This is a genomic window from Rhizobium sp. Root274 (genome assembly GCF_001429245.1).
Taxonomy (GTDB): Bacteria; Pseudomonadota; Alphaproteobacteria; order Rhizobiales; family Rhizobiaceae; genus Allorhizobium.
This window is the reverse complement of record NZ_LMJE01000001.1, coordinates 1549279-1570828: the sequence shown is the minus strand read 5'-3', so window position 1 is coordinate 1570828 and position 21550 is coordinate 1549279. Positions and strand designations below refer to the sequence as shown.

Annotated in this window: 21 protein-coding genes; 11 read left to right on the top strand and 10 right to left on the bottom strand. The window is 63.7% G+C overall.

The window, feature by feature from the left end; genetic code table 11:
* Positions 1-11: 11 nt before the first annotated feature.
* Positions 12-956: an AEC family transporter gene (locus tag ASE36_RS07815; protein ID WP_062277324.1), complete on the bottom strand. Its 945-nt coding sequence runs from the start codon at positions 954-956 to the stop codon at positions 12-14.
* Positions 957-1334: 378 nt separating this feature from the next.
* On the opposite strand from ASE36_RS07815, the gene ASE36_RS07810 reads away from it, so the two are divergent.
* Positions 1335-2327 (top strand): adenosine kinase, encoded by a 993-nt coding sequence (locus tag ASE36_RS07810; RefSeq protein ID WP_062277321.1) that lies wholly within the window; start codon positions 1335-1337, stop codon positions 2325-2327.
* On the opposite strand, the gene ASE36_RS07805 is transcribed toward ASE36_RS07810, so the two are convergent.
* Positions 2320-2862, bottom strand: a complete 543-nt coding sequence (locus ASE36_RS07805; protein WP_062277318.1) for an SH3 domain-containing protein — start codon at positions 2860-2862, stop codon at positions 2320-2322. The two genes, ASE36_RS07810 and ASE36_RS07805, sit on opposite strands and share 8 nt — an antisense overlap.
* A 200-nt stretch (positions 2863-3062) precedes the next feature.
* Here ASE36_RS07805 and ASE36_RS07800 point away from each other — a divergent pair, with 200 nt between their 5' ends.
* On the top strand, positions 3063-4067 hold the full coding sequence (locus ASE36_RS07800; protein ID WP_062277315.1) for a 2-hydroxyacid dehydrogenase: 1005 nt from the start codon (positions 3063-3065) through the stop codon (positions 4065-4067).
* An 8-nt stretch (positions 4068-4075) separates the two neighbouring features.
* Here ASE36_RS07800 and ASE36_RS07795 read toward each other — a convergent pair whose 3' ends face one another.
* The 3 genes from ASE36_RS07795 to recF are packed head-to-tail and all read right to left on the bottom strand — an operon-like array spanning position 4076 to position 6480.
* On the bottom strand, positions 4076-4549 hold the full coding sequence (locus tag ASE36_RS07795) for a GNAT family N-acetyltransferase (protein WP_413813648.1): 474 nt from the start codon (positions 4547-4549) through the stop codon (positions 4076-4078).
* Complete coding sequence (locus ASE36_RS07790) at positions 4549-5310, bottom strand: molybdopterin-synthase adenylyltransferase MoeB (RefSeq protein ID WP_062277311.1); 762 nt, start codon at positions 5308-5310, stop codon at positions 4549-4551. The genes ASE36_RS07795 and ASE36_RS07790 overlap by 1 nt, the downstream gene beginning before the upstream one ends.
* A gap of 42 nt (positions 5311-5352) precedes the next feature.
* Positions 5353-6480, bottom strand: a complete 1128-nt coding sequence (gene recF / locus ASE36_RS07785; protein ID WP_062277306.1) for a DNA replication/repair protein RecF — start codon at positions 6478-6480, stop codon at positions 5353-5355.
* Between the two features lie 156 nt (positions 6481-6636).
* On the opposite strand from recF, the gene ASE36_RS07780 reads away from it, so the two are divergent.
* Together ASE36_RS07780 and ASE36_RS07775 are read left to right on the top strand one after the other, a co-directional pair.
* Positions 6637-6924, top strand: a complete 288-nt coding sequence (locus ASE36_RS07780; protein ID WP_062277303.1) for a hypothetical protein — start codon at positions 6637-6639, stop codon at positions 6922-6924.
* 89 nt (positions 6925-7013) lie between these two features.
* A complete protein-coding gene (locus ASE36_RS07775; RefSeq protein ID WP_062277301.1) occupies positions 7014-7226 on the top strand; it encodes a SlyX family protein in 213 nt (70 codons plus the stop codon).
* 21 nt (positions 7227-7247) lie between these two features.
* Here the strand turns inward: ASE36_RS07775 and ASE36_RS07770 are convergent, their stop codons facing one another.
* Positions 7248-7868, bottom strand: a complete 621-nt coding sequence (locus ASE36_RS07770) for a TetR/AcrR family transcriptional regulator (protein ID WP_062277298.1) — start codon at positions 7866-7868, stop codon at positions 7248-7250.
* 434 nt (positions 7869-8302) lie between these two features.
* On the opposite strand from ASE36_RS07770, the gene ASE36_RS07760 reads away from it, so the two are divergent.
* From ASE36_RS07760 to ngg, 5 genes are all read left to right on the top strand, one after another.
* Positions 8303-8701: a hypothetical protein gene (locus ASE36_RS07760; RefSeq protein WP_062277295.1), complete on the top strand. Its 399-nt coding sequence runs from the start codon at positions 8303-8305 to the stop codon at positions 8699-8701.
* A 96-nt stretch (positions 8702-8797) separates the two neighbouring features.
* Positions 8798-9472 (top strand): helix-turn-helix domain-containing protein, encoded by a 675-nt coding sequence (locus ASE36_RS07755; RefSeq protein WP_162244204.1) that lies wholly within the window; start codon positions 8798-8800, stop codon positions 9470-9472.
* 34 nt (positions 9473-9506) lie between these two features.
* Positions 9507-10919 (top strand): PepSY-associated TM helix domain-containing protein, encoded by a 1413-nt coding sequence (locus tag ASE36_RS07750; RefSeq protein WP_062277292.1) that lies wholly within the window; start codon positions 9507-9509, stop codon positions 10917-10919.
* A 187-nt stretch (positions 10920-11106) separates the two neighbouring features.
* Entirely contained in the window at positions 11107-12882 is a 1776-nt protein-coding gene (locus ASE36_RS07745) for an N-acetylglutaminylglutamine amidotransferase (RefSeq protein ID WP_062277289.1), read from the top strand.
* On the top strand, positions 12882-14705 hold the full coding sequence (gene ngg / locus ASE36_RS07740; RefSeq protein ID WP_244474679.1) for an N-acetylglutaminylglutamine synthetase: 1824 nt from the start codon (positions 12882-12884) through the stop codon (positions 14703-14705). The genes ASE36_RS07745 and ngg overlap by 1 nt, the downstream gene beginning before the upstream one ends.
* 6 nt (positions 14706-14711) lie before the next feature.
* Here ngg and ASE36_RS07735 read toward each other — a convergent pair whose 3' ends face one another.
* Positions 14712-15710 (bottom strand): YihY/virulence factor BrkB family protein, encoded by a 999-nt coding sequence (locus ASE36_RS07735; protein WP_062277286.1) that lies wholly within the window; start codon positions 15708-15710, stop codon positions 14712-14714.
* Positions 15711-15824: 114 nt separating this feature from the next.
* On the opposite strand from ASE36_RS07735, the gene ASE36_RS07730 reads away from it, so the two are divergent.
* On the top strand, positions 15825-16277 hold the full coding sequence (locus ASE36_RS07730) for a hypothetical protein (protein ID WP_062277272.1): 453 nt from the start codon (positions 15825-15827) through the stop codon (positions 16275-16277).
* 32 nt (positions 16278-16309) lie between these two features.
* Here ASE36_RS07730 and ASE36_RS07725 read toward each other — a convergent pair whose 3' ends face one another.
* Both ASE36_RS07725 and ASE36_RS07720 read right to left on the bottom strand, forming a co-directional pair.
* Positions 16310-16621, bottom strand: a complete 312-nt coding sequence (locus ASE36_RS07725) for a hypothetical protein (protein WP_162244193.1) — start codon at positions 16619-16621, stop codon at positions 16310-16312.
* Positions 16622-16680: 59 nt separating this feature from the next.
* Positions 16681-17190, bottom strand: a complete 510-nt coding sequence (locus ASE36_RS07720; protein ID WP_062277267.1) for a ferritin-like domain-containing protein — start codon at positions 17188-17190, stop codon at positions 16681-16683.
* Positions 17191-17340: 150 nt separating this feature from the next.
* On the opposite strand from ASE36_RS07720, the gene ASE36_RS07715 reads away from it, so the two are divergent.
* On the top strand, positions 17341-18150 hold the full coding sequence (locus tag ASE36_RS07715) for an SDR family oxidoreductase (RefSeq protein WP_062277264.1): 810 nt from the start codon (positions 17341-17343) through the stop codon (positions 18148-18150).
* 15 nt (positions 18151-18165) lie between these two features.
* Here ASE36_RS07715 and ASE36_RS07710 read toward each other — a convergent pair whose 3' ends face one another.
* Positions 18166-21402 (bottom strand): DNA translocase FtsK, encoded by a 3237-nt coding sequence (locus ASE36_RS07710; protein ID WP_062277261.1) that lies wholly within the window; start codon positions 21400-21402, stop codon positions 18166-18168.
* Positions 21403-21550 lie beyond the last annotated feature (148 nt).

Below are 21550 nucleotides of genomic sequence, written 5' to 3'. Positions count from 1 at the left end.
TTGTCGAGACGTCAGAGCAGGAACAGCGCCCAGAGCGAAACGCTGAGCACCCCGACGGCGGTCGACAGCGTGATGACGGATGCCGCAAGGCCCTGGCCGACACCGAACCGGTTGGCGATCAGCCAGGCATTGATCCCCGTTGGAACCGAGGATGTCAGCACCAGGGCCGCCGTCCACTGCGGCGAAAGCCCCAGCAGATGTGAGGTAAGCCAGACCGATGCCGGCATCACCACCAGCTTCACCGCGGAAATCGTGCTGGCGATCCGGACATTGCCGAGCATCCCGTATTTGTTGAGCGTCATGCCGAGTGAGATCAGGGCAAGCGGTGCCGCGGTGCCCGCCACCTGGCCCACCAGCCCGTCGATCATCTTCGGCAGCGGCCCGCCGATCAGCTGGATCACCATGCCGGCAATCAGGCCGATCACCAGCGGATTGCGCAAGAGGTTGAGGCCAACCTGTCGCGAAACCGCGAGGATGCCGTGTGACGGCTGGCCGCTCGTCTTCTGCTCGGCCCGCTCCATCAGCACCGTGCCGATGATCATCATCAGCGGCAGATGGATGGCGAGCAGGATCGACATGGCGACGATCCCCTCCGGCCCAACCGTCCGTTCCACCAGCGGAAGGCCGATGAACACATTGTTGGCAAAGGCCGAGGAAACGCCCGCAAGCACGCCCTCCCGCCGATCGCGCCCGAAAAGCCGGGTCGCGATCAGATGGCCGATCGTCCAGGCAACGAGCACGCCGGAAAAATAGGAAATCCACAGCCGGAAGGGCGAGGCCCCGTGAAAATCGGCATTGGCAATGGTTCGGAACAACAGCATCGGCACCGCCACATTGAAGACGAAGGCGCCGAGCCCGTCTCCGACGGTGGTCGACAGGATGTTGAACCTCACCAGCACCCAGCCGAACAGAATGAGGATGAAGATCGGCAGGACGTCTTGGGCAATGGCAGTCATGAAAGGTCGATTCGGTTGAGAAACATCCCCTATTGATAGGGTGAGGGCGCCGTAGCGCCAACCGCAAACCTGTCCCCGTGACAGGTCCGGTGAACCGATATAACCGTCTGCGTTACTCTCAGAACGTCAAAAAGCAGGCTATGCCTGCTTTTTCGTCCGGCTGATCCGGAATTTGGGCCGCCGCCAGTACATCCGTGGTCGGCACCCGAAAGAAAAGCCGTCATGGCTTTCGCCAACAGCGGGGGAGCGCCATCAGCAGTCCCTCGATAGCGCGGATGAATGACATCGAAATGACAGTCTTGCCGGCCGCGTCTTTTCTATTTCCTAACCCATAAAAACGACTATGACCGTCGAGCGACAAATTCGGAGCCCGATTCCATGAGCCAGTTCGATGTCCTGACCGTCGGTAACGCGATCGTCGACATTATCTCCCGCTGCCAGGACCAGTTCCTGATCGACAACGGGATCACCAAGAGCGCGATGAACCTGATCGACGCCGAGCGTGCCGAACGGCTCTATTCCCTGATGGGTCCGGCCGTCGAAGCCTCCGGCGGCAGCGCCGGCAACACGGCCGCCGGCATCGCCAGTTTCGGCGGCAATGCCGCCTATTTCGGCAAGGTCGCCGAAGACCAGCTCGGTCACATTTTTACTCACGACATCCGCGCCCAGGGCGTCCATTTTGAGACAGCACCTGGCACAATCCAGCCGCCGACTGCCCGCAGCATGATCTTCGTCACCGAAGACGGCGAGCGTTCGATGAACACCTATCTCGGCGCCTGCGTCGAATTCGGCCCTGAGGATGTCGAGCCCGAGGTCGTCGCCCAGTCCAAGGTCACCTATTTCGAAGGTTATCTCTGGGATCCGCCGCGCGCCAAGCAGGCCATCCTCGAATGCGCCCGCATCGCCCATGAAAACGGCCGCGAAATGTCGATGACGCTTTCGGACAGCTTCTGCGTCGGCCGCTACCGCGAAGAATTCCTCGAGCTGATGCGCTCCGGCACCGTCGACATCGTCTTCGCCAACGAGCAGGAAGCGCTTTCGCTCTATGAAACCGATGACTTCGCCGAAGCGCTCACCCGCCTCTCGGCCGATTGCAAGCTGGCAGCCGTCACCATGGGCGATCAGGGCGCCGTCGTGGTCAAGGGTGATGAGCGTATACGCGTGCCCGCGACCGAAATCGCAAGCCTTGTCGACACCACCGGTGCCGGCGATCTCTTCGCCGCCGGTTTCCTCTTCGGCTACACGCAGGGTCGGACGCTCGAAGATTGCGCCCGCCTCGGCTGTTATGCCGCCGGCATCGTCATCCAGCAGATCGGCCCGCGCCCGATGATGTCGCTGAAGAAGGGGGCTTCGGAGATCGGCCTTATTTGAAGGCCTCGCCAGGATAGGCGCCCCAGATCTCTTCCTGCGAGACCCAGCCGGAAACGCCTTGTGTCTCAGCCTTGCACCAGTTGCCGTTGCACTCGTCAATCTTCACGACCACGCCCGGTTCCAGCTTGGCGATCACGGCGGCGGAAGAGGTCGAATCGCGCCGCATCATCACATAGACATTGTTGCCCTTGCCGCGCATCCAGGGCGCTGCCACCGCCGTGCGTTGGCCCGACAAAAGCGTCTGGCTAACCCAACCCTCGGTGCCATCGGCATCGCGGATCTGCCGCCAGTTCTCGTATTCGCGGATGATCTCGACCGGCAGGCCGGACTTCAGGTAGCGCCAGGAAACGGCATAGTCCGTGCTCGGGCCGACCCGGAGGTTTACTTTCTCCGCCTTCAGGCTGACGAAACGCGGCAGCGGCAGCCCGCTCGATCCCTTCGTCGAAGACTGGGCGAAACCGGGCTGCAGCCCTGCCAGCAGCGACAGCGCGAGGACACCGGATGCAATGCTCACTCGGGACAGGTTCACAAACATGATCGTTCCGGACTAAACGATGGAAACAAGGGACTTATCGGACCCTCAGGGGCGAACCCGCGACGGGCTCTGGACAAATCAGCGAAGCCGCGACGAGTTTTGTTTGTCTTCCCCGACGGGTTTGGTAGAAATTGCCCTTCAAGGGGGAGAGTATCCTCTGCGTTGGTTAACGAGTTCTGAACAAGGCATCGAACCACCCCATGACGAACAGGAAAAGACCCTCGGTCTATATCACCCGGAAATTGCCTGACGCCGTGGAAACGCGCATGCGCGAGCTCTTCGAAGCCGAGCTCAACATCGACGACAAACCGCGCACGCGCGACGAACTGATCGCGGCCGTCAAGTCCTGCGACGTGCTGGTGCCGACCGTCACGGACCGAATCGATGCGAGCCTGATCGAAGAAGCCGGCCCCCAGCTCAAGCTGATTGCCAGCTTCTCCAACGGCACCGACCATATCGATATTGATGCCGCTGCCCGCAAGGGTATCACGGTCACCAACACCCCGAATGTGCTCACCGAAGACACCGCCGACATGACCATGGCGCTGATCCTCGCCGTTCCCCGCCGCCTCGTCCAGGGCGCCCGCGTGCTGATGGATCGCCCTGGTGAATGGGAAGGCTGGTCACCCACCTGGATGCTCGGTCGCCGCATTTGGGGAAAGCGCATCGGCATCATCGGCATGGGCCGCATCGGAACCGCAGTCGCCCGCCGCGCCAAGGCCTTCGGCCTGTCGATCCACTACCACAACCGCAAGCGTGTCAATCCGGCGACCGAAAACGAGCTGGAAGCGACCTATTGGGATAGCCTCGACCAGATGCTGGCCAGGGTCGATATCGTCTCGGTCAATTGTCCCTCGACGCCGGCGACCTTCCATCTGCTCTCGGCCCGCAGGCTCGCTCTGCTGCAGCCCACCAGCTACATCGTCAACACCGCCCGCGGCGACATCATCGACGAGGACGCGCTCATCCAATGCTTGCGCAATGGCCGGATCGCCGGCGCCGGCCTCGACGTCTTCGAGAAGGAACCGGCCGTCAATCCGAAGCTGGTCAAGCTCGCCAACGAGGGCAAGGTCGTGCTTCTGCCGCACACGGGATCGGCCACCATTGAAGGCCGCATCGACATGGGCGACAAGGTGATCATCAACATCCGCACCTATTTCGACGGCCACCGCCCGCCCAACCGCGTCCTGCCCAGCCGGACGTAAAACCGGACTTAGCGCAGCGCCTTGCGCATCTCGATAAACGTCACGCGGTCATAGCCTGCATGAGACTTCTCCGCCGTTTTGCCAAAACCCCAGGCGCCGAACCGGCGGTGGTTTCCGACAAGCTCGATCCGCGTCTCCAGCCGAAGCGCCGGCAGCGATAGCTCGTCCGCCAGAGCCTCCGCCACGTCCATCAGTCGCCGTCCGATGCCGCGCCCCTGCGCGGAAGGCTCGACCGCGAGCTTGCCGACATAGAGGCAATCGGCCTCTGGCCGCAGATAGATGCAGCCGAGCGGCGCACCCTCGTCGAGCGCGACATATCCGATCTCGTCGCGCGCCTTCTGCTCGAGGCTCGCAACCGTCAGCCGATGGGCGGAGGAGGGCGGATCGATCACTCCGTCCATATAGGAGAATGATCGTAGGATGAGCGCCAGCAGGGCCTCATGATCCTTAAAACCGCTGTCACCGATCCGTTCAACCACAATCACGCGCGCTCTGTCCTTCTCTTGTACCGCACGGTCTCGAACCGCGCCGAAAGCCCGTCATACATCAACAGCTTGCCAGCAAGCGGCTCACCGATCCCGGTGATCAGCTTGATCGCCTCCATCGCCATCAGCGTGCCGATCACCCCCGTCAACGCCCCGATCACCCCCACTTCTGCGCACGAGGGAATGAGCCCCTCCGGCGGCCGCTCGGGGAAGAGATCGCGGTAGCGCGGATAAAGCGTGCTATCCGGGCCGGTCTCATAAGGCTTCAGCACCGTCACCGTGCCGTCGAACCGCCCGACAGCCCCGGTCACCAGCGGCACCTTCGCCGCCTCTGCCGCATCGGCCGCCGCATAACGCGTCTCGAAATTGTCCGAACCATCAATGAGCAGCGTCTGCCCCGCCAGGTGGTCCCGCGCAAAATGCGCATCGAACCGCTCCTCGAAACGCACCACCCGGCAATGCGGGTTGAGCCGCGCGATCGCCCGCGCCGCGCTCTCCGTCTTCTGCTCTCCCAGCGTGCCGGTATCGTGGATCACCTGCCGCTGCAGGTTGGAAAGCGACACACCATCATCGTCAACGATCGACAACGTCCCAACGCCCGCCGCCGCGAGATATTGCAGCACAGGTGACCCCAGCCCCCCGGCTCCGATCACCATCACGCGCGCAGCTTTCAGCAGCTGTTGCCCATGGCCACCCACTTCGGGCAGCAGGATATGGCGGTGATAGCGGGAAATCTCGTCGGGAAGCAGCGGGTCCATACTCGCCATCATGCCACCGCTTCGTGGCGGTTCAAAGTCGTCTCAGGCATCGAGGCTGCCATCCTCCACGGTGACAATCTGTGCCCGGTCCCCAAGCGCCGAAAACATCGCGACGTCGGTCCCGGTCATGAAGGCCTGTCCCCCCAGCGCATCGATCCGGTCAAACAGCGCCGCCCGCCGCCCTTCATCGAGATGCGCGGCAATCTCGTCGAGCAGCAGGATTGGCGCAAACCCCGTCATCGTTGCCACCAGCCGCGCATGGGCAAGAATCAGCCCGATCAGAAGCGCCTTCTGCTCGCCCGTCGAGCAGCGCTCCGCATCCATGTTCTTCTCAATATGCCGCACGGTCAGGTCCGCCCGATGCGGCCCCTCCAGCGTGCGTCCCGCCGCCGCATCCCGGTGCCGCGATTGTGCCAGCACCTCGATATAGCGCTCTTCCAGTTCGAAAGCCGGCAGCTCGCCGAGTTCATCGAGAAAGCCGGTCAGCGAAAGCTCGGCCGAAGGAAAGGGCGAGGTCTGCCGGTCGGCCTCGATCAATCCGGCCAAAAGCCCCAGCATCTCGCGTCGCGCCGCGGCCATCGCCACCCCGAGCGCCGCCATCTGCTGCTCGATGCCGGACAGCCAGGACGGATCGAACCGCCCCTCCGAGAGCAGCCGGTTACGACTACGCATCGCCCGCTCGAAATCATTCGCGCGCCGTCCATGGGCCGGGTCCAGCGACAGCACCAGCCGGTCGAGAAACCGCCTTCGTTCGGCCGAGGGCCCGGTGAACAGCCCGTCCATCGCCGGCGTCAGCCAGAGAATGCGCAGATGATCGGTGAGATCATCGACGGACTTGGCGGGAGAACCGTTGATCCTGAGCCGCCGGACGAGGTTGTCCTCCTCGGTTGTCTCGGTCCCCGTTCCGATATCCGCCTCGCCATTCATGCCGTCGATGGCGGCGAAGATGGTGAAGCTCGCCTCCGCCCCGATCCGCGGCATGTCGGCCAGCACAGCCCGGCGCAGTCCCCGTCCAGGCGAGAGCAGCGAGATCGCCTCCATGAAATTCGTCTTGCCGGCACCATTCTTGCCGACCAGCACCACATGCCGCCCGTCAAGGACAAGGCCGGCCTGGGCATAGTTGCGAAAATCGGTGAGCTTCAGCCGCTGGATCTGGGTTTTCTGGGTCATCGGTCACATCAGTTGCAGCACCCTGAGCTAGGCCGATTGGCCTTCCAAGGCAAGGTGCCGGATGTTTTTCCCCCAACAGGCCGGCTGCGACGCTTGGCGCGGTGAAGCCGTGACCTATCTCAGCTAGGATCACGGGAGATTATTCCGGAGGCATCCATGCAGCGACCATCCGATGAGCAGAGCCCGGAAGAGGCAAGGCGCGACCATTGGGAGATGTTGCGCTTCCTCGCCGTGAACGCTTCGGTCGGTGCCGGCATCGGCCTCTTCGTCGGCCTCTCCATCCTGTGGCTCGATATCGGCGGCGTCGGCACCTCGCTATCGCGTTCGCTTCATCCCGTTCTCCCAGCCCTCATGATGGTGCTGCCGCTCGCCCTCACATTCGCCGCTGCCGTCACCGCCTCGGCCATCATGCTGATTCCCTACCGCAAGAAGAAGCAGCGCTGACGCTATCCCAGCCATTTCCATCAGGCGTTTGACGCCACCACCATCTTGCGGCATGGGAGGGTCCAGGCGAAACCGTGAGGAAGACCAAGATGGATAACGCGCAAAACGATCGCATCACGCGCCTCGAAGAGACGGTTGCCCATCAGACCCGCGTGATAGAGGAACTGTCGGATCAGCTGGCTGAGCAATGGAAGGTGTTGGAGCAGACCCGTGCCAAGCTCGATCGGCTGACGGAACGCTTCCTCACCCTTGAGGAACAATCGCTCGACGCCCCGGCCATCACCCGCCCGCCGCACTACTGAGCAGAGCCTTCCGGATCCTCGTCAGCGCGACGTCGACGACAGCCCGGTGATCAGGGCATCGACGATCGTTTCGATCTCGCCGGGCGAGACTTCCAGCCGCCCCGTCAGCAGCCGGTTCCAGCAGAAGCCCGATAGCAATTCCATGACCGGTTCCGGGTCGAAGTCGTCGCGCACCTCGCCGCGCGCCTGTCCGCGCGCCAGGATAACCCCGCTCGACCGACACCGCGTCACCGCATAGTCGCGCAGCGCGATCAGCGCGTCCGGATCGCTCTGTGCCGCCGCGATGATCGAGCGGAAGATCTCGCCCCCATTGTTTCGCCAGAAGCCGAGCAGCGCTTCGAGGAAGGCGACGAGATCCTTCCGCGTATCGCCGGTATCGGCATAAAAAGTCTCGCCCTTCTGCCGATGGTAGACATCAAGCAGCAGTGCCGCCTTCGAGGGCCACCAGCGATAGATGGTCGGCTTCCCCGCCTTGGCGCGCCGAGCCACCGCCTCGATGGAAAAGCCGCCGAGACCGCTTTCGCGCAAGATCTCTTCTGCCGCATCAAGGATCGCCGTCTCGCTCGCCGGGTTTCGTTGCGCGCCGATCGAGGTGCGTTTTGTGATGTCCATCGGCGCCTTCGTCACATCTGTCGTTCTCATTGTGGTCTCATAACACGATTTCCTATTGAACGAAACGGCGCGTTTCAATATAAACGATACGTACCGTTCTGATGGAGCCTGCCCATGTCCAATTCCCCTGTCGCCCGTCCTGCGCCCTCCAAACATCGGCTGGCCGCCTTGATGCTGCTGGTCATTTATCTTTCGTCACCGCAATCCTCTACGTGCTGATGCCGCTGACCGAAGGCTGGCCCATATGGGCTCGAACCCTCGTCCTCGCGCCGGTCATGGTGAGTTCCATCGTCTACGGCATCGCGCCGACGCTCCACCGTCATCTCGGCTGGTTTATCCTCCGTCAGCCCCGTCCGGTTCGCATCCGCGCTTGAGGCCGTGTCGCAAGAGGCATTGCGACAGTTCCGCGCGCTTGCAGGTGTCTGATCGCAATGCTATCCACTCGACATCTATCGGGGGATAGCATGGCCGAAACGGGTATCCGGACAAGGTTTGATCGGGCGATACGCATGATCTGCGTCGTCGCGCTCGTTCTGCTTGGCCTTGCCCACCGCCCGCCTGTTCCTGTCATCCCAGTGCTCGACCCCAGCGAAGTCGCGCGTCTGATCCTGCCGGATGGCACGCTTCCGGAACTCTGCCTTCCCGGCATCGATCAGGACGGCAAGTCCAAATCCCACACGGCAGCCTCCGATTGCGAAGCCTGTCGCATCTCCGCAGCCATTGCTTTGCCCGCTCCGGCCGATCTCGTCGGCATCCGCTTGCCGGTCGCAGTCGCCGCCGTCATGCCGCAGCCGGCAGAGGCGCATTACCGCCAGCTCTTCCCGCCCAATAGCGCGCCTCGCGCACCCCCCGTCCTGACCTGATCGATCAACGGCCCTGCGTCTCGCCGGGCCATCAGTTCCATCAGGCCGGATCGCATGCGCATGACCGCATGCCCGGTCACAATCCGGATGTCAGTCATGTTGACAATGCTTGCTGAAGGCGAGGCCCGCAAAGGGCCGCCTCTTCCTGCGATGCTGGGTGCCGAACGCAAATCCAGAGCGGAAAACGCTCTGCTTCCGCCGCGCACCACGCTCTTTCTCGAAGGCTTCTCCCGCTCTCCGCAATACCGCGTGCTGGAAGGCTGTGTCGCCACCTCCCAGACCCTGACCGATGGCCGCCGTCAGATCATCGATCTCGTCGGCCCCGGCCGCCTGATCGGTCTCGGTTTGGGCGACCGCAATCGCTGTTCAGCCGAAACCCTCGGCCTCACGTGTCTCGAACCGATCGCCGAGCCTTTGTCGCATGGCGATCTCGAATCCGCGCTCGGCGAAATGCTGGCCCGCTCCCAGGCACTCGCCATGCTGCTCGGCCGCAAGACAGCACCGGAACGCGTCGCCTCCGCCCTTCTCGATCTTGCCGGCCAGTTCGGTCGCCCCGCTCGCCAGAAGAAGCGCGGCGCGATCACCTTCCATCTCTTTCCCACCCGCACCGATCTCGCCGATTGGCTCGGCCTCACGGTCGAGACGGTCAGCCGCTGCTTCACCCGCCTGAAGAAAGCCGGCCTCATCGATTTCCAGCACAGTGATCTCGTGACCGTGCTTGAGCCCCTGCATCTGGCCCGCGTCGCCTCCGGCGACCGCCCCGTATCCTGAAACGCGAAACCCCATTCATCGAGGATTTTTCAGAATGACCATAATATCCGATGTCTCGCTTCCCCCGGCACGATCCGCCGGCCTTTCCCGCCGCTTCTACATCACGGCCTGGCGCTGGCATTTCTATGCCGGCCTGTATGTCGCGCCCTTCCTGATCATGCTCGCCGTCACCGGCCTGATCATGCTCTGGACCGCAACGCTCTATGGCCGGGACGGTGAAAACACCTATTTGGTCACGCCACAGGCAACCACCGCCCCGGTCTCCGCCCAGGCCGAAGCCGCCTATGGCGAGGTCGCTGGCGAGATCGTCCAATACATTGCCCCGCGCACGCCAACTCAGGCCTCGCTCTTTCGGGTCAATCAGGGTGACGGGTCGTTCATGGTCGCCGTCGATCCCTATACCGCAAAGGTTCTGGGTCACTGGGATCGCCGCGCCGGTCTTTATGATCTCGCTGAAACCATTCACGGCACGCTGCTGATCGGTGACCTCGGCGATCGTCTCATCGAAATCGCCGCCGGCTTCGGCATTATGCTGGTCGTGACGGGTCTTTATCTCTGGTGGCCGCGCGATGAGAGAGGCTTCTCGTCCGTGCTCGTCCCGCAGCTGTCCGCCAAGGGCCGTCAGCTGTGGAAGTCGCTGCATCTGTCGATCGGCTTTTACGCCGCGCTGCTCCTCGTCGTCTTCCTGCTCTCCGGCCTGACTTGGGCTGGCGTCTGGGGCGAGAAATACACCCAGGCCTGGAGCACTTTCCCGGCAGGAAAGTACGACAATGTACCTCTGTCGGACGCCACCCATGCCAGCATGAATTATGACGGCATCAAGGAAGTGCCCTGGGCGCTGGAACAGACCCCGATGCCGGCCTCCGGCTCTGACGCCGGCGTCATCGGCACGCCCGAAGGCCAGCCGGTCACGCTCGATGCCATCGTCACGCTCGCCCGCGCATTGGGTTTCGACCAACGCTTCCAGCTCGCCTTCCCAGGCGACGAAACCGGCGTCTGGAGCATCTCGCGCGACACCATGAGCAACGACAGCGCCAATCCGCTCGATGATCGCATCGTTCATATCGACCAGTATACCGGCCGCATCCTCGCCGATGTCGGCTTTGCCGATTACGGGGTCGCCGGAAAAGCCATGGCGGCCGGCGTCGCCTTCCACGAAGGTGCCATCGGCCTGTGGAACCTCGTCCTGGTCACGGTCTTGTGTCTGGCCATCATCTTTCTCTCCGTCAGCGGTTTCGTCATGTGGTTCAAGCGTCGCCCCAAAGGGGCCGCCCGCCTGGTCGCCCCGACAGTCAGTGAACCCGGTCCCCTCTGGAAAACCGGCGCGGTCGTCATGCTGGCCGTGTCACTGCTCTTCCCCTTGAGCGGTGCAGTGCTCGTCGCGGTCCTCCTCCTCGACCTCCTGGTGTTCCGCCACATCGCGCCCCTGAAAAGGGCCCTGAGCTGATCCATCCTCCGTCCAGACGAACCGGCCCCGTCGGTTTGCTCCACGCGCCTCGGCAAGGCAGGACGGAAAAATTGGAACAATGCGGACCCCAAGGTCATTTGCAAAAGGCGTGCCCGATGCGCCGGGGTGAAATCCTGGCCGTCGGGACCATTCGTTTTGTCTTCCAACGGAGGTTCCAGCCAGGCTCATGTGCGGCATTTGTGGAGAAGTAAGGTTCGACGGCGGCGCGCCGTCGGTAGAGGCAGTCTCGATCATGGCGGATGTACTCGCCCCGCGCGGACCGGATTCGGCCGGCGTCGTGGTGCGCGGTAATGTCGGCCTCGGTCACCGGAGATTGCGAATTCTCGATCTCTCCGACAAGTCGCAGCAGCCCATGGTCGATCCGGATCTTGGCCTGTCGCTGGTCTTCAACGGCTGCATCTACAATTTCCGCGAACTTCGCCTCGAACTGGAGCGGCAGGGCTATCGCTTCTTCTCCGGTGGCGACACGGAAGTCATCCTCAAAGCTTGGCATGCCTGGGGCGAGGCCTGTGTCTCTCGCTTCCACGGCATGTTCGCCTTCGTCATCCACGAACGCGACAGCGGCCGGGTGATCATGGCGCGCGACCGTTTCGGCATCAAGCCGCTTTACCTCGCCGAGGTTTCTGGCGGCTTGCGTTTCGCCTCCTCGCTTCCTGCCATCGTCAAGACGGGCGGCATCGATACCGCTCTCGATGTCGAAGCCTTGCACAATTACATGACCTTCCACGCCGTCGTGCCGCCGCCGCGCACCATTCTCAAGGGTGTGCGCAAATTGCCCCCGGCAACCCTTCGCATCTATGAGCGCAACGGCAGCTTCGAAGACCGCCGCTATTGGAACCCGCCTTACCAGCGCCGCGCCGAAGATCTGTCTTTGACGCGCGAAGAATGGCAGGAACGCCTCCTCGATGCGCTCCGCCTCGCCGTCAAGCGCCGCATGATTTCAGACGTCCCCGTCGGCGTCCTCCTCTCGGGCGGCGTCGATTCCAGCCTGATCGTGGGCCTCCTCGCCGAAGCCGGTCAGACAGGTCTCATGAGCTTCTCCGTCGGCTTCGAGGAGGCCAATGGCGAAAAGGGCGACGAATTCGTCTATTCCGACCTGATCGCCCGCGAATTCGCAACCGATCACCACAAGATCTTCGTCCCCTCCGCCGATCTGATGGGAGCCTTGCCCGGCACCATCGCCGCCATGTCCGAACCCATGGTCTCCTACGACAATGTCGGCTTCTATCTCCTGTCGAAGGAAGTCTCGAAACACATCAAGGTCGTCCAGTCCGGCCAGGGGGCTGATGAAGTATTTGCCGGCTATCACTGGTATCCGCCTCTCGTCGGCTCCGAAGATGTCGTGGCCGATTATGGCCGCGCCTTCCGCGACCGCTCGCACGAAACCTTGACGACCCAGCTCAACCCGCGTTGGATGGCAGAGCGAGACGTCAGTGGCGACCTGATCCGCGAACACCTGCTCGCCGACGGCGCCGACACCCCGGTCGACCGCGCGCTTCGCCTCGACAGCAATGTCATGCTGGTCGATGATCCGGTCAAGCGCGTCGACAACATGACCATGGCCTTCGGCCTGGAGGCGCGCGTGCCCTTCCTCGATCACGAACTGGTCGAGCTCGCCGCTCGCATCCCGCCGGAGGAAAAGTTGCGCGATGGCGGCAAGGGCATCCTGAAGGACGTCGCCCGCAAGATCATCCCGAGTGCGGTCATCGACCGCAAGAAGGGCTATTTCCCCGTGCCCCAGCTGAAATACATCGCCGGCCCCTATCTCGACATGCTGCGCGACACGCTGGCGTCGAGCGCTGCACGCGACCGCGGCCTGTTCTGCCAGGACTATGTCGACCGGCTGCTCGCCGCCCCCTCGGAACACATCACCCCGCTCCAGGGCTCCGAACTCTGGCAGGTCGGCCTGCTCGAAATGTGGCTCCAGGCGCACGAGGTCTGATGATGAAGAAGCTGGACAAATCCGCTCAGGCCACGGCTTCCCAGACGGTTCGAAAACCGCGCAGCAGCAAGGCTCTCTCCCATCGTTTGAGCCGTCTGCGTCAGCCCGGCTCTGCTGGCACTCCGCCGCAATCCCGCAGCGGGAATGGGCCTGATTCGGCGCGAAACGTGGTGCTCGATTGCGGCTGGGGCCGCCTTCTCTTCGCTCGCACCTTCGAGGATGACGCCACCCTTCTCGCCGCCCTCAAGGACGAAGCCCCGCTGAGCCGTGATATCGCCTTCTATGTCGGCGAACCCCACGTCCTCCTCTCCCGCGCCCCGCAGGAAATCTTCCTCGACCCGTCCCACACCTTCCGCCTCGACCTTTCCACCTACCGTGCCGGTGGCCGTCGCCCGCGTGGCGTGACCATCCGCCGCCTCGGTGCAGATGGAGATGCGGCCGGCATCAATGCCGTCTATGCCGCCTGCGGCATGGTCCAGGTCCGCGAGGATTTCTTCGCCGGCGAGCGCGATAATCGCCCCGTTACCTATTTCGTCGCTCAGGATGATGTGACCGGCGAGATCATCGGCACAGTCACCGGCATCGATCACAAGCGCCTGTTCGAAGATCCGGAGCAGGGCGCCTCGCTCTGGTGCCTCGCCGTCCACCCCCAGGCCCGCCAACCGGGCATCGGCGAGGGCCTGGTGCGTACGCTCGCCGAACACTTCCAGGCGCGCGGCCTGGCTTATGTCGATCTCTCCGTCCTGCACGACAATGAGAAAGCCATCGGCCTTTACGAGAAGCTCGGCTTCCGCCGCGTGCAGCTCTTTTCGGTCAAGCGCAAGAACGCCATCAATGAGAAGTTCTTCGCCCAGCCGGTCGAATCATATGAAGCGCTCAACCCCTATGCGCGCCTGATCATCGACGAGGCGCTCCGCCGTGGCATCCATGTCGAAGTAACCGACGCCGAAGGCGGCTTCTTCCGCCTTGCCCATGGCGGCCGCACCATTCACTGCCGCGAAAGCCTGTCGGATCTGACCTCCGCCGTCGCCATGTCGATCTGCGACGACAAGGCTGTCACCCGACGCTTTGCCGAGGGGGCCGGCCTGATCGTGCCCGAACAGATCTCCGCCGATGCCTCCGAGGCCGAGCGCCAAGCATTCCTCGAGAAACACGGGAAACTTGTCGTCAAACCGGCGCGCGGCGAACAGGGTCGCGGCATCTCTGTCGGCGTCTCGACCCCTGAGGCACTTATCACCGCCATCAAGCAGGCCCGCCAGGTCTGCGACGGCGTCCTGCTCGAAGCTTGCTTCGAAGGCGAGGACCTGCGCCTCGTGGTCATCGACTACCGGCTGGTCGCTGCTGCCGTCCGTCGCCCGCCGCGCGTGGTCGGCGATGGTCGGTCGGCCATCCGCAAGCTCATCGACCAGCAGTCCCGCCGTCGGGCCGCCGCGACCGGTGGCGAAAGCCGCATTCCCGTCGATGTCGAGACGAAACGCTGTCTGGCCGAACAGGGCCTCGATCTCGAAACCGTCCTGGAAGAGGGCCGCGAGATCACCGTGCGCAAGGCCGCCAATCTCCACACCGGCGGCACCATCCACGATGTCACGGAAACCGTCCATCCCGATCTCGTCGACGCCGCCTGCCGCATTGCCAAAGCCATCAAGATCCCCGTGGTCGGCATTGATTTCATGGTCCGCGACCCGGCCGAACCCGATTATGTCTTCATCGAAGCCAATGAGCGACCGGGGCTTGCCAACCACGAACCGCAGCCCACGGCCGAACGTTTCGTCGAACTCCTCTTCCCCGGCAGCCGCCAGGTTGGCGCCGCCCGGTCCGGGTGAGCGGCTCTAGTCCTGCGTCTTCCCGAGCGTATCGGCCATCGTCGCGCCCCGCGCGCCCATAGGCATGCGGGGGCCGGTGGTCGAGTCGCGCGCCGTCTGATGCTCCAGCTCGGCATTGATGATCGCGCCGACGATCAGGATCACGGTCGAGATCCAGGTCCACAGCATGAAGCCGATGAACGTGCCGAGGGTCCCATAGGTCGCGTTCAGATCGGCAAAATTCTCGATGTAATAGGAAAAGCCGAGCGAGGTGATGAGCCAGGCCGTCGTGCTGAACACGGTGCCGAAGTTCAGCCACCTGAGCTTCGCATCCTCCCGGCTCGGACCATAGCGATAGATCAGCACCGTCCCCAGCCAGATTACCGCCAGCATGATCGGCCACCGAACCACCTTCATCAGCAGTTCTACCCGATCCGGAATGAAGACGACGGCCATGACCACCGGCAAGACGGCGAGCGCCGTCGTCAGAACTGCGGCCACCAGCAAGCCGCCCAGCGTGAACAGGATGCTGAACAGCGTGATCGATAGAAAGCCGCGCTTTTCCTCCTCTGCATAGGCTAGATTCATCGCTTCGAACAAGGCCGCGACCCCGTTGCGCGCACTCCACAGCGAGATCCCGAGCCCGACGAAAAATCCGATGCTGAGGGTACTGTCATTCTGCTGAGAGAGCGCCTTCAACTGCCCCAGCACGAGGTCCAGCGCGTCCGCTGGAAAGAGGTCGGACAGGAAGGCCATCTGCGCCCCGATGCTCGAAGGGTCGGAGATGAGGCCATAGAGCGAGACAAGGGCCGCAAGCCCCGGAAAAAGCGACAGCAGCAGATAGAAGGCCACACCTGCAGCCGTCAGCGTGACCCGCTCCTCCAGAAGACGATGATAAACCCGAAGGCACACATCCTTCCATCCCTTGAGAGGAATATCGCCCGGCGCAGACGCATCGCGTCCTCGCTCGACGTCCTCGCGGCTCAGCGTTTCAGTCTCGATATTCTCGGGGGGATGGGTGTGCATGGTGGCTCCTCAGACGGGGAACCCGCCGAACGCCGCCTTGTTCCTCGGCGGTCAGGCTGAACGGAACTTGCCGTCCCGGGGATCGTTGAAAGAACACACGAGAGGAGACCCGAAATGGATCGAGATACAACCGGGATACAAGACCCAGCGCACCCGGATAACGACGAATTGACCGCTCGGCCGGTCGAAATGGAGGCGCGCCAGCGCGATTCCGCAACCCTTGCCGGGAATGATGGCGCCCGCCCGACAGAAGTCCTGAACGTCTATCGCCTCGTGCCGATTGCTGAAGCCGATGACCCCCGCTGGGACAATTCCCCGTTCCAGGGGATCGTTGTAGTGGCGGCCCGCTCCAGCGGTGACGCGCGCCTGATCGCAGCAGCGCGAGAGCTTGATTACATGGAAATCGACGCCAAGCCTGCCGAGGACGTCACCACGAACATGGCGAGCGCCTTTCGCTCGGACAAGCTCTACACCGTCATCGAGGTGGATCGGGACCGGGCAGACCTGACGCGCGGCGTGCTCGAAGGCGGCGTCTCCGTCGATACGATCAAGCCCGTTCAGATGTAAATGATCGGCAGTGGTGGCGTCGGCGCCACCACTCAGCCGGCCGTCGCCCCCGCCAGCAGCCCTCCTCCAATGCCCACACCGAGCAGGAGCAGGAGTGCCAGAAACAGCCACAGCCCCTTGCCGTATCGCCGTTGATTGCCGGAAAATATCGGCCTCATGGCCGAGCCGTCCTCGCCGGATATTTCTTGGCGCTTGCCTGCTCGTTGCCCTTCAAGGGCAGTGGTGGTTTCGTCGGGCGAAAGCGGGAAACCACCCGCTTCCGCATCCGTTTCCAGCGGAGCCATGGCCGGATCGAAGCCCGGCTGCTTCTCCCCCGTCAACCCGGCCTGGATATCCCCGCGCACCTGCGCGGGGTTCGGGTCGCGAGACAAGGTTGGCCGGCCATGATTGCTTCCTTCGCGCCTTAGACCTTCGCGCTTTCGCCGGCTTCCCGCCGGGCAACGAATTCGGTCGTCACATCGCGCAGATTGTCCTGCAGCCACGCAGCCATGTCCTCCTCTTCGGAAAGGTTCTGCTGCAGCGCGCCGACAGCGCCCTGGAAGCCACCGAGTTCCGCCATGACGATCAGCGAGTTATAGGCCGCGATCTCGAAGTTCTCGAAGGCGAAGTTGGCAAAGGAGTTCTTCAGGATCTCGTCATCGGCCATAGAGTGGCCGATCGCCGCCATGCTGCCGCTTGCAGACAGCATCCAGTCCTTCAGGGTCGAATTGTCCTCGTCGAGGCTCGCCAGAATGTCTTCGAGCCGGGTGATCTGTGCTTCGGTTTCGCGCAGATGCGTCTCGAGGCGGGCGGCCACCTGCGGATAGTTCTCGATCCGCTTCAGCTGCGGCTTGATGATTGAAAGCGCCTGGTTTTCCATTGCATGGGCATTCTTGAGCCCGGTGACGAACAGCGAACGTCTGTCTTCTACCATGTTGAAATTCTCCCTTGTCGGTTACCGTGTTCGAACCGCAGGAAGCCCAAAGGGTTCCGTATGGAGCCCGTCCCGAAATCGCATCGGCACGAGCCGAGGCCCGTGATCCAAACCCGGTACTGTCAGAAAGCGTGCAAAGGAGAGACGCGCATGAGGACCATCATCATCACCGGCGCGTCCGAAGGTATCGGCCGCGAGCTTGCCCGCCAGATCGCCGCCCGGGAAAAGGGCGGCGTCGCGCTCGTGCTCGCGGCCCGCAATGCCGACCGTCTTGAAGAACTTGCGGTCGAGTTGCGCGCCGGTGGCACCCGCACCGACGTCATCCCGACCGACGTCACGGACAAAGACGCCTGCCGTCGCCTGGTCGCCGAAGCCGTCAACCGGCTCGGCCGCATCGACGTGCTCGTCAACAATGCCGGCATGTCCGCCCATGCCAATTTCGAAGGCTTCACCGATGCCGATCTCGACTGGTCGGAAAAGCTGATGGTGATGAACTACTGGTCCGTCGTCTGGCTCACCCAGGCCGCCCTGCCGCATCTGCTTGCATCCAAGGGTATGGTCGTTGGTGTCAGCTCGGTGGCCGGCCTCGTTGGCGTGCCCGGCCGCACCGCCTATTGCGCCACCAAATTCGCCATGAACGGTTTCCTGGAAGCGCTCCGCGCCGAACTTGCTCCCAAGGGCCTGCGGGTGATGATCGCCTATCCCGGAACGATCGACACGGATCTGCGCAAGCGGGGCTTCGGCCCCGGCGGCGCCCCGGCAGGTGTCTCGATGATCCGCGACGACCGCGCCATGCCGGTCGAGACCTGTGCCCGGCTCATCCGTGAAGGCATGGAAAAGGGGCGCCGAGAAGTTCTTATGACGCCCCGCATGAAGCTCGGCCGCTGGCTGCGGCTCTTGGCACCCGCGATCGTCGATCGCCTGGCGATGAAGGAGGTCAAGGCCGAGTTCCGGCCCTGAACCCTCTCAAAAATCTCAGCCCTCGAAATCGCCCTCGGCGCTCACCTCGCGCCCGCCGACGATGATCGCCCGCTTGCCGACGTGGTTGGCAGCACCGACGATGCCTTCCTGCTCCATGCGCTCCACCAGCGAAGCGGCCTTGTTATAGCCGATCGAAAGGCGTCGCTGGATATAGGAGGTTGAGCACTTCTTGTCGCGCAGCACCACCTTGACCGCCTTGTCATAGAGATCGTTGCCATCCTCTTCGCCGATCGCGCTCTTGTCGAACACGGCGACGTCCTCTTCCGGCTCGTCCTCCGCCTCGTCGGCATCCTCGGTCACGGTTCCCAGATAGTCCGGCCGCGCCTGCATCTTCAGATGCGCCACCACCTTCTCCACCTCTTCGTCGGAGACGAAGGGTCCGTGCACGCGGGCAATCCGCCCGCCGCCGACCATATGCAGCATGTCGCCCTGGCCAAGCAGGTGTTCGGCGCCGGGTTCACCGAGAATGGTACGGCTGTCGATCTTCGAGGTCACCTGGAAGGAAACGCGCGTCGGAAAATTCGCCTTGATCGTGCCGGTGATGACGTCGACCGAGGGACGCTGTGTCGCCATGATCAGGTGAATGCCCGCTGCCCGCGCCATCTGCGCCAGCCGCTGAATCGCGCCTTCGATCTCCTTGCCGGCGACCATCATCAGGTCGGCCATCTCGTCGACCACGACGACAATGTAAGGCATCGGCGAAAGATCGAGCTCCTGCTCTTCATAAACAATCTCGCCGCTCTGCCGATCAAAGCCGGTCTGCACGGAAACGGTGATCGTCTCGCCCTTCTCGCGGGCCTGAGCGGCGCGGGCATTGTAACCGTCGATATTGCGCACGCCGAGCCGGCTCATCTTGCGATAGCGGTCCTCCATCTCGCGCACCGCCCATTTCAGCGCCATCACGGCTTTCTTCGGGTCGGTGACGACAGGGGTCAGCAGATGCGGAATGCCGTCATAGACGGAAAGCTCCAGCATCTTCGGATCGACCATAATCAACCGGCACTCGTCCGGCCGGAAGCGGTAGAGCAGCGACAGGATCATCGTGTTGATCGCAACCGACTTGCCTGAACCGGTCGTGCCGGCAACCAGCAGATGCGGCATCTTCGCGAGTTCCGCGATCACGGGCTCGCCGCCGATGGTCTTGCCGAGGCAAACCGGCAGCTTGTAGCGCGTCTCGGCATAATCGGGCGTCTCGATCAGCTCGCGCAGATAGACAGTCTCGCGCACCGGGTTCGGCAGCTCGATGCCGATCACATTGCGGCCGGGCACCACGGCGACACGGGCGGATAGCGCCGACATGGAGCGCGCGATATCGTCGGAGAGACCGATGACGCGCGAGGATTTGACACCCGGTGCCGGCTCAAATTCATAGAGCGTAACGACGGGGCCGGGCCGCACATCGATCACTTCGCCCTTGATGCCGAAATCCTCGAGCACGCTTTCCAGAAGACCGGCGCTCTGCTCCAGCGCCTCGGCCGTCATCGTGATGCCCGTCTGGACCGGCGGCTGCTGCAGGAAGTCGAGATAGGGCAGTTCGTACTCGCCTTCGCCCATCGCCTCCTGGGCGCGGAACAGGGGCTGGCGCGCGGAAGCGGATGACGTCGGGATCACCGAGCGGGCAGGGGCAGATGCACTCGGTTCCGGGATAGCCGCACCACCTTCGGGAGCACCAGCAGCCGGAATGATTGCCACTGCTTGGTCTGCGACGACATCACGCCGCGCGACTTCACGATAGAGCGCCACGACCGAACCGGCAGGCGCGTCGAACACGGGCTTGGGCAGTGAAGCAACGGCCGGCATCGCGGTCGCTAGCGCATCCGGCCGATAGCGCACCACTTCGGCGCGGACCGCCGGGCTACGGCCCGGGATCGTCACGGGGGCGGCAGGGGCCACGGGCGCAGGCGCCATGGCGGACGGCTGCGGGTTCACGGGCACCGCACGCGCCATCTCGGTCTCAACAGGGGCATCGACCGGATCGATCATCGCCTCGAAGAAGATGTGGTCGGACAGGAGCGCACTGATCGGCAGGCGCGCTGTTGGTGGCGCGCCGGCGGCTGCCGGCGGTGCGGCTGAACGAGACGCGACCGGAGCCTGTGGCCGGACCGAATTCTGTGTCACGCCCGGCTGAGCATAACCGGTCAAAGGCTGCGTCACTGTTGGGATCGCTGCCGCGGCTGGCTGCGCCACCGGCGCTGTGGCTGCTGCCGTCTGCGGCTGTCCCGGCTGCTGAGGCTGCACCGGCCCCCTTAGAAAGGCATTGCGCGCCATGGTCGGCCGCGCGACCGAGGCTGGGGCAGGACCAGGACCAGACGCTGCTGGTGCAACGGTCGCAGACGCCGAGACGCTGGAAACTTGCGTCGACATGTGGCTCGGCAGCACCGGACGCCCCGAAACAGCCTGTCCAGCCGGGGCCTGTGCGGAAGCAGCATGCCCGGCAGCAGCATAACCGCCAGCCATAGGCCCGGCGGCACCCGGAGCGGCCGCCGCATGGCCGACCGTCGCCGATGTCGTCGTCGCCATCACCGTTCGCATGCCCTGCACCAGCGGTGCGGGCTGGGTGGCGACCGGCGGCGGTGCGACAGGCCGTGTCGGGTCCTCGGCCATCGAGGCTTCCCAGGCCGCCTGTTCGGCCTGCTGGCGCGCCAGCTCGCGGCGCAGTTTGTAGGTCAGCGCCCGCGCCCCCACGGCATCCGGCGGCTGCGGCAAGGTGACGGAAGCCGGCACGCGCGGCTGTTGCTGCTGCTGCAGCGGTTGTGTCGGGATCGGAGCCCGGGCGGATGCCGGAACCGGCTGCTGTGGGGCGCCGGTGCGCGGCAGGCCATAGGGCGACGCCGGGCGTTGATCGGCCTGCGGGTTGACGCGCGGGGTGTGCGCCGTCGGCACTGGGGCCTGCGGAACGCGGGTCGTCGCGGCCGCAGCCTGCGGCTGGGCGACCTGGCCGCGCGAAACCTGCGGTGCCGCCGGTGCAACCGCCGGCGCTGTCATCGCCTCGACCGTCTCGGGCTTGGCCGCCACGCGGTCCGGCGTGCGGGTAAAGCGCACATTGGGTCCGAGCACGAAGGCTGTTTGCCAGACGGGCTGCTCCTCGCGGCCCTCGATCTGGTTGGCCGCCACCTGGTCGGCACCCGCCGGCCGGGTCGCCGCCTGGTCCTGCGGTGCCTGGGCGCTACCCCCGTTTTGATCCCCGAATTGATTGGCCTGATAAGCGGAATTGGAACGGGGAGGGTGCATCGAAAACCTGAACGCTGACGAGATACGGGAACGCGGATGACAAGTCTTTTCAGTAGAAAATAAAGGTTAACGACTGCTTGTCGTTCATTCGATGTTCCTCATGCACGAGGTGTCGAAAAAGCCGTGTGGGAGTGTCCGATCCCGCTGT

Excerpts from the sequence above, each read along its gene's own strand:
- ASE36_RS07800 (WP_062277315.1), top strand. The coding sequence starts at position 3,063 with ATGACGAACAGGAAAAGACCCTCGGTCTATATCACCCGGAAATTGCCT.
- ASE36_RS07745 (WP_062277289.1), top strand. The coding sequence starts at position 11,107 with ATGTGCGGCATTTGTGGAGAAGTAAGGTTCGACGGCGGCGCGCCGTCG.
- ASE36_RS07720 (WP_062277267.1), bottom strand. The coding sequence starts at position 17,190 with ATGGTAGAAGACAGACGTTCGCTGTTCGTCACCGGGCTCAAGAATGCC.
- ASE36_RS07760 (WP_062277295.1), top strand. The coding sequence starts at position 8,303 with ATGGCCGAAACGGGTATCCGGACAAGGTTTGATCGGGCGATACGCATG.
- recF (WP_062277306.1), bottom strand. The coding sequence starts at position 6,480 with ATGACCCAGAAAACCCAGATCCAGCGGCTGAAGCTCACCGATTTTCGC.
- ASE36_RS07735 (WP_062277286.1), bottom strand. The coding sequence starts at position 15,710 with ATGCACACCCATCCCCCCGAGAATATCGAGACTGAAACGCTGAGCCGC.
- ngg (WP_244474679.1), top strand. The coding sequence starts at position 12,882 with ATGATGAAGAAGCTGGACAAATCCGCTCAGGCCACGGCTTCCCAGACG.
- ASE36_RS07715 (WP_062277264.1), top strand. The coding sequence starts at position 17,341 with ATGAGGACCATCATCATCACCGGCGCGTCCGAAGGTATCGGCCGCGAG.
- ASE36_RS07775 (WP_062277301.1), top strand. The coding sequence starts at position 7,014 with ATGGATAACGCGCAAAACGATCGCATCACGCGCCTCGAAGAGACGGTT.
- ASE36_RS07750 (WP_062277292.1), top strand. The coding sequence starts at position 9,507 with ATGACCATAATATCCGATGTCTCGCTTCCCCCGGCACGATCCGCCGGC.
- ASE36_RS07710 (WP_062277261.1), bottom strand. The coding sequence starts at position 21,402 with ATGCACCCTCCCCGTTCCAATTCCGCTTATCAGGCCAATCAATTCGGG.
- ASE36_RS07770 (WP_062277298.1), bottom strand. The coding sequence starts at position 7,868 with ATGAGAACGACAGATGTGACGAAGGCGCCGATGGACATCACAAAACGC.
- ASE36_RS07780 (WP_062277303.1), top strand. The coding sequence starts at position 6,637 with ATGCAGCGACCATCCGATGAGCAGAGCCCGGAAGAGGCAAGGCGCGAC.
- ASE36_RS07805 (WP_062277318.1), bottom strand. The coding sequence starts at position 2,862 with ATGTTTGTGAACCTGTCCCGAGTGAGCATTGCATCCGGTGTCCTCGCG.
- ASE36_RS07810 (WP_062277321.1), top strand. The coding sequence starts at position 1,335 with ATGAGCCAGTTCGATGTCCTGACCGTCGGTAACGCGATCGTCGACATT.
- ASE36_RS07755 (WP_162244204.1), top strand. The coding sequence starts at position 8,798 with ATGTTGACAATGCTTGCTGAAGGCGAGGCCCGCAAAGGGCCGCCTCTT.
- ASE36_RS07815 (WP_062277324.1), bottom strand. The coding sequence starts at position 956 with ATGACTGCCATTGCCCAAGACGTCCTGCCGATCTTCATCCTCATTCTG.
- ASE36_RS07730 (WP_062277272.1), top strand. The coding sequence starts at position 15,825 with ATGGATCGAGATACAACCGGGATACAAGACCCAGCGCACCCGGATAAC.
- ASE36_RS07790 (WP_062277311.1), bottom strand. The coding sequence starts at position 5,310 with ATGGACCCGCTGCTTCCCGACGAGATTTCCCGCTATCACCGCCATATC.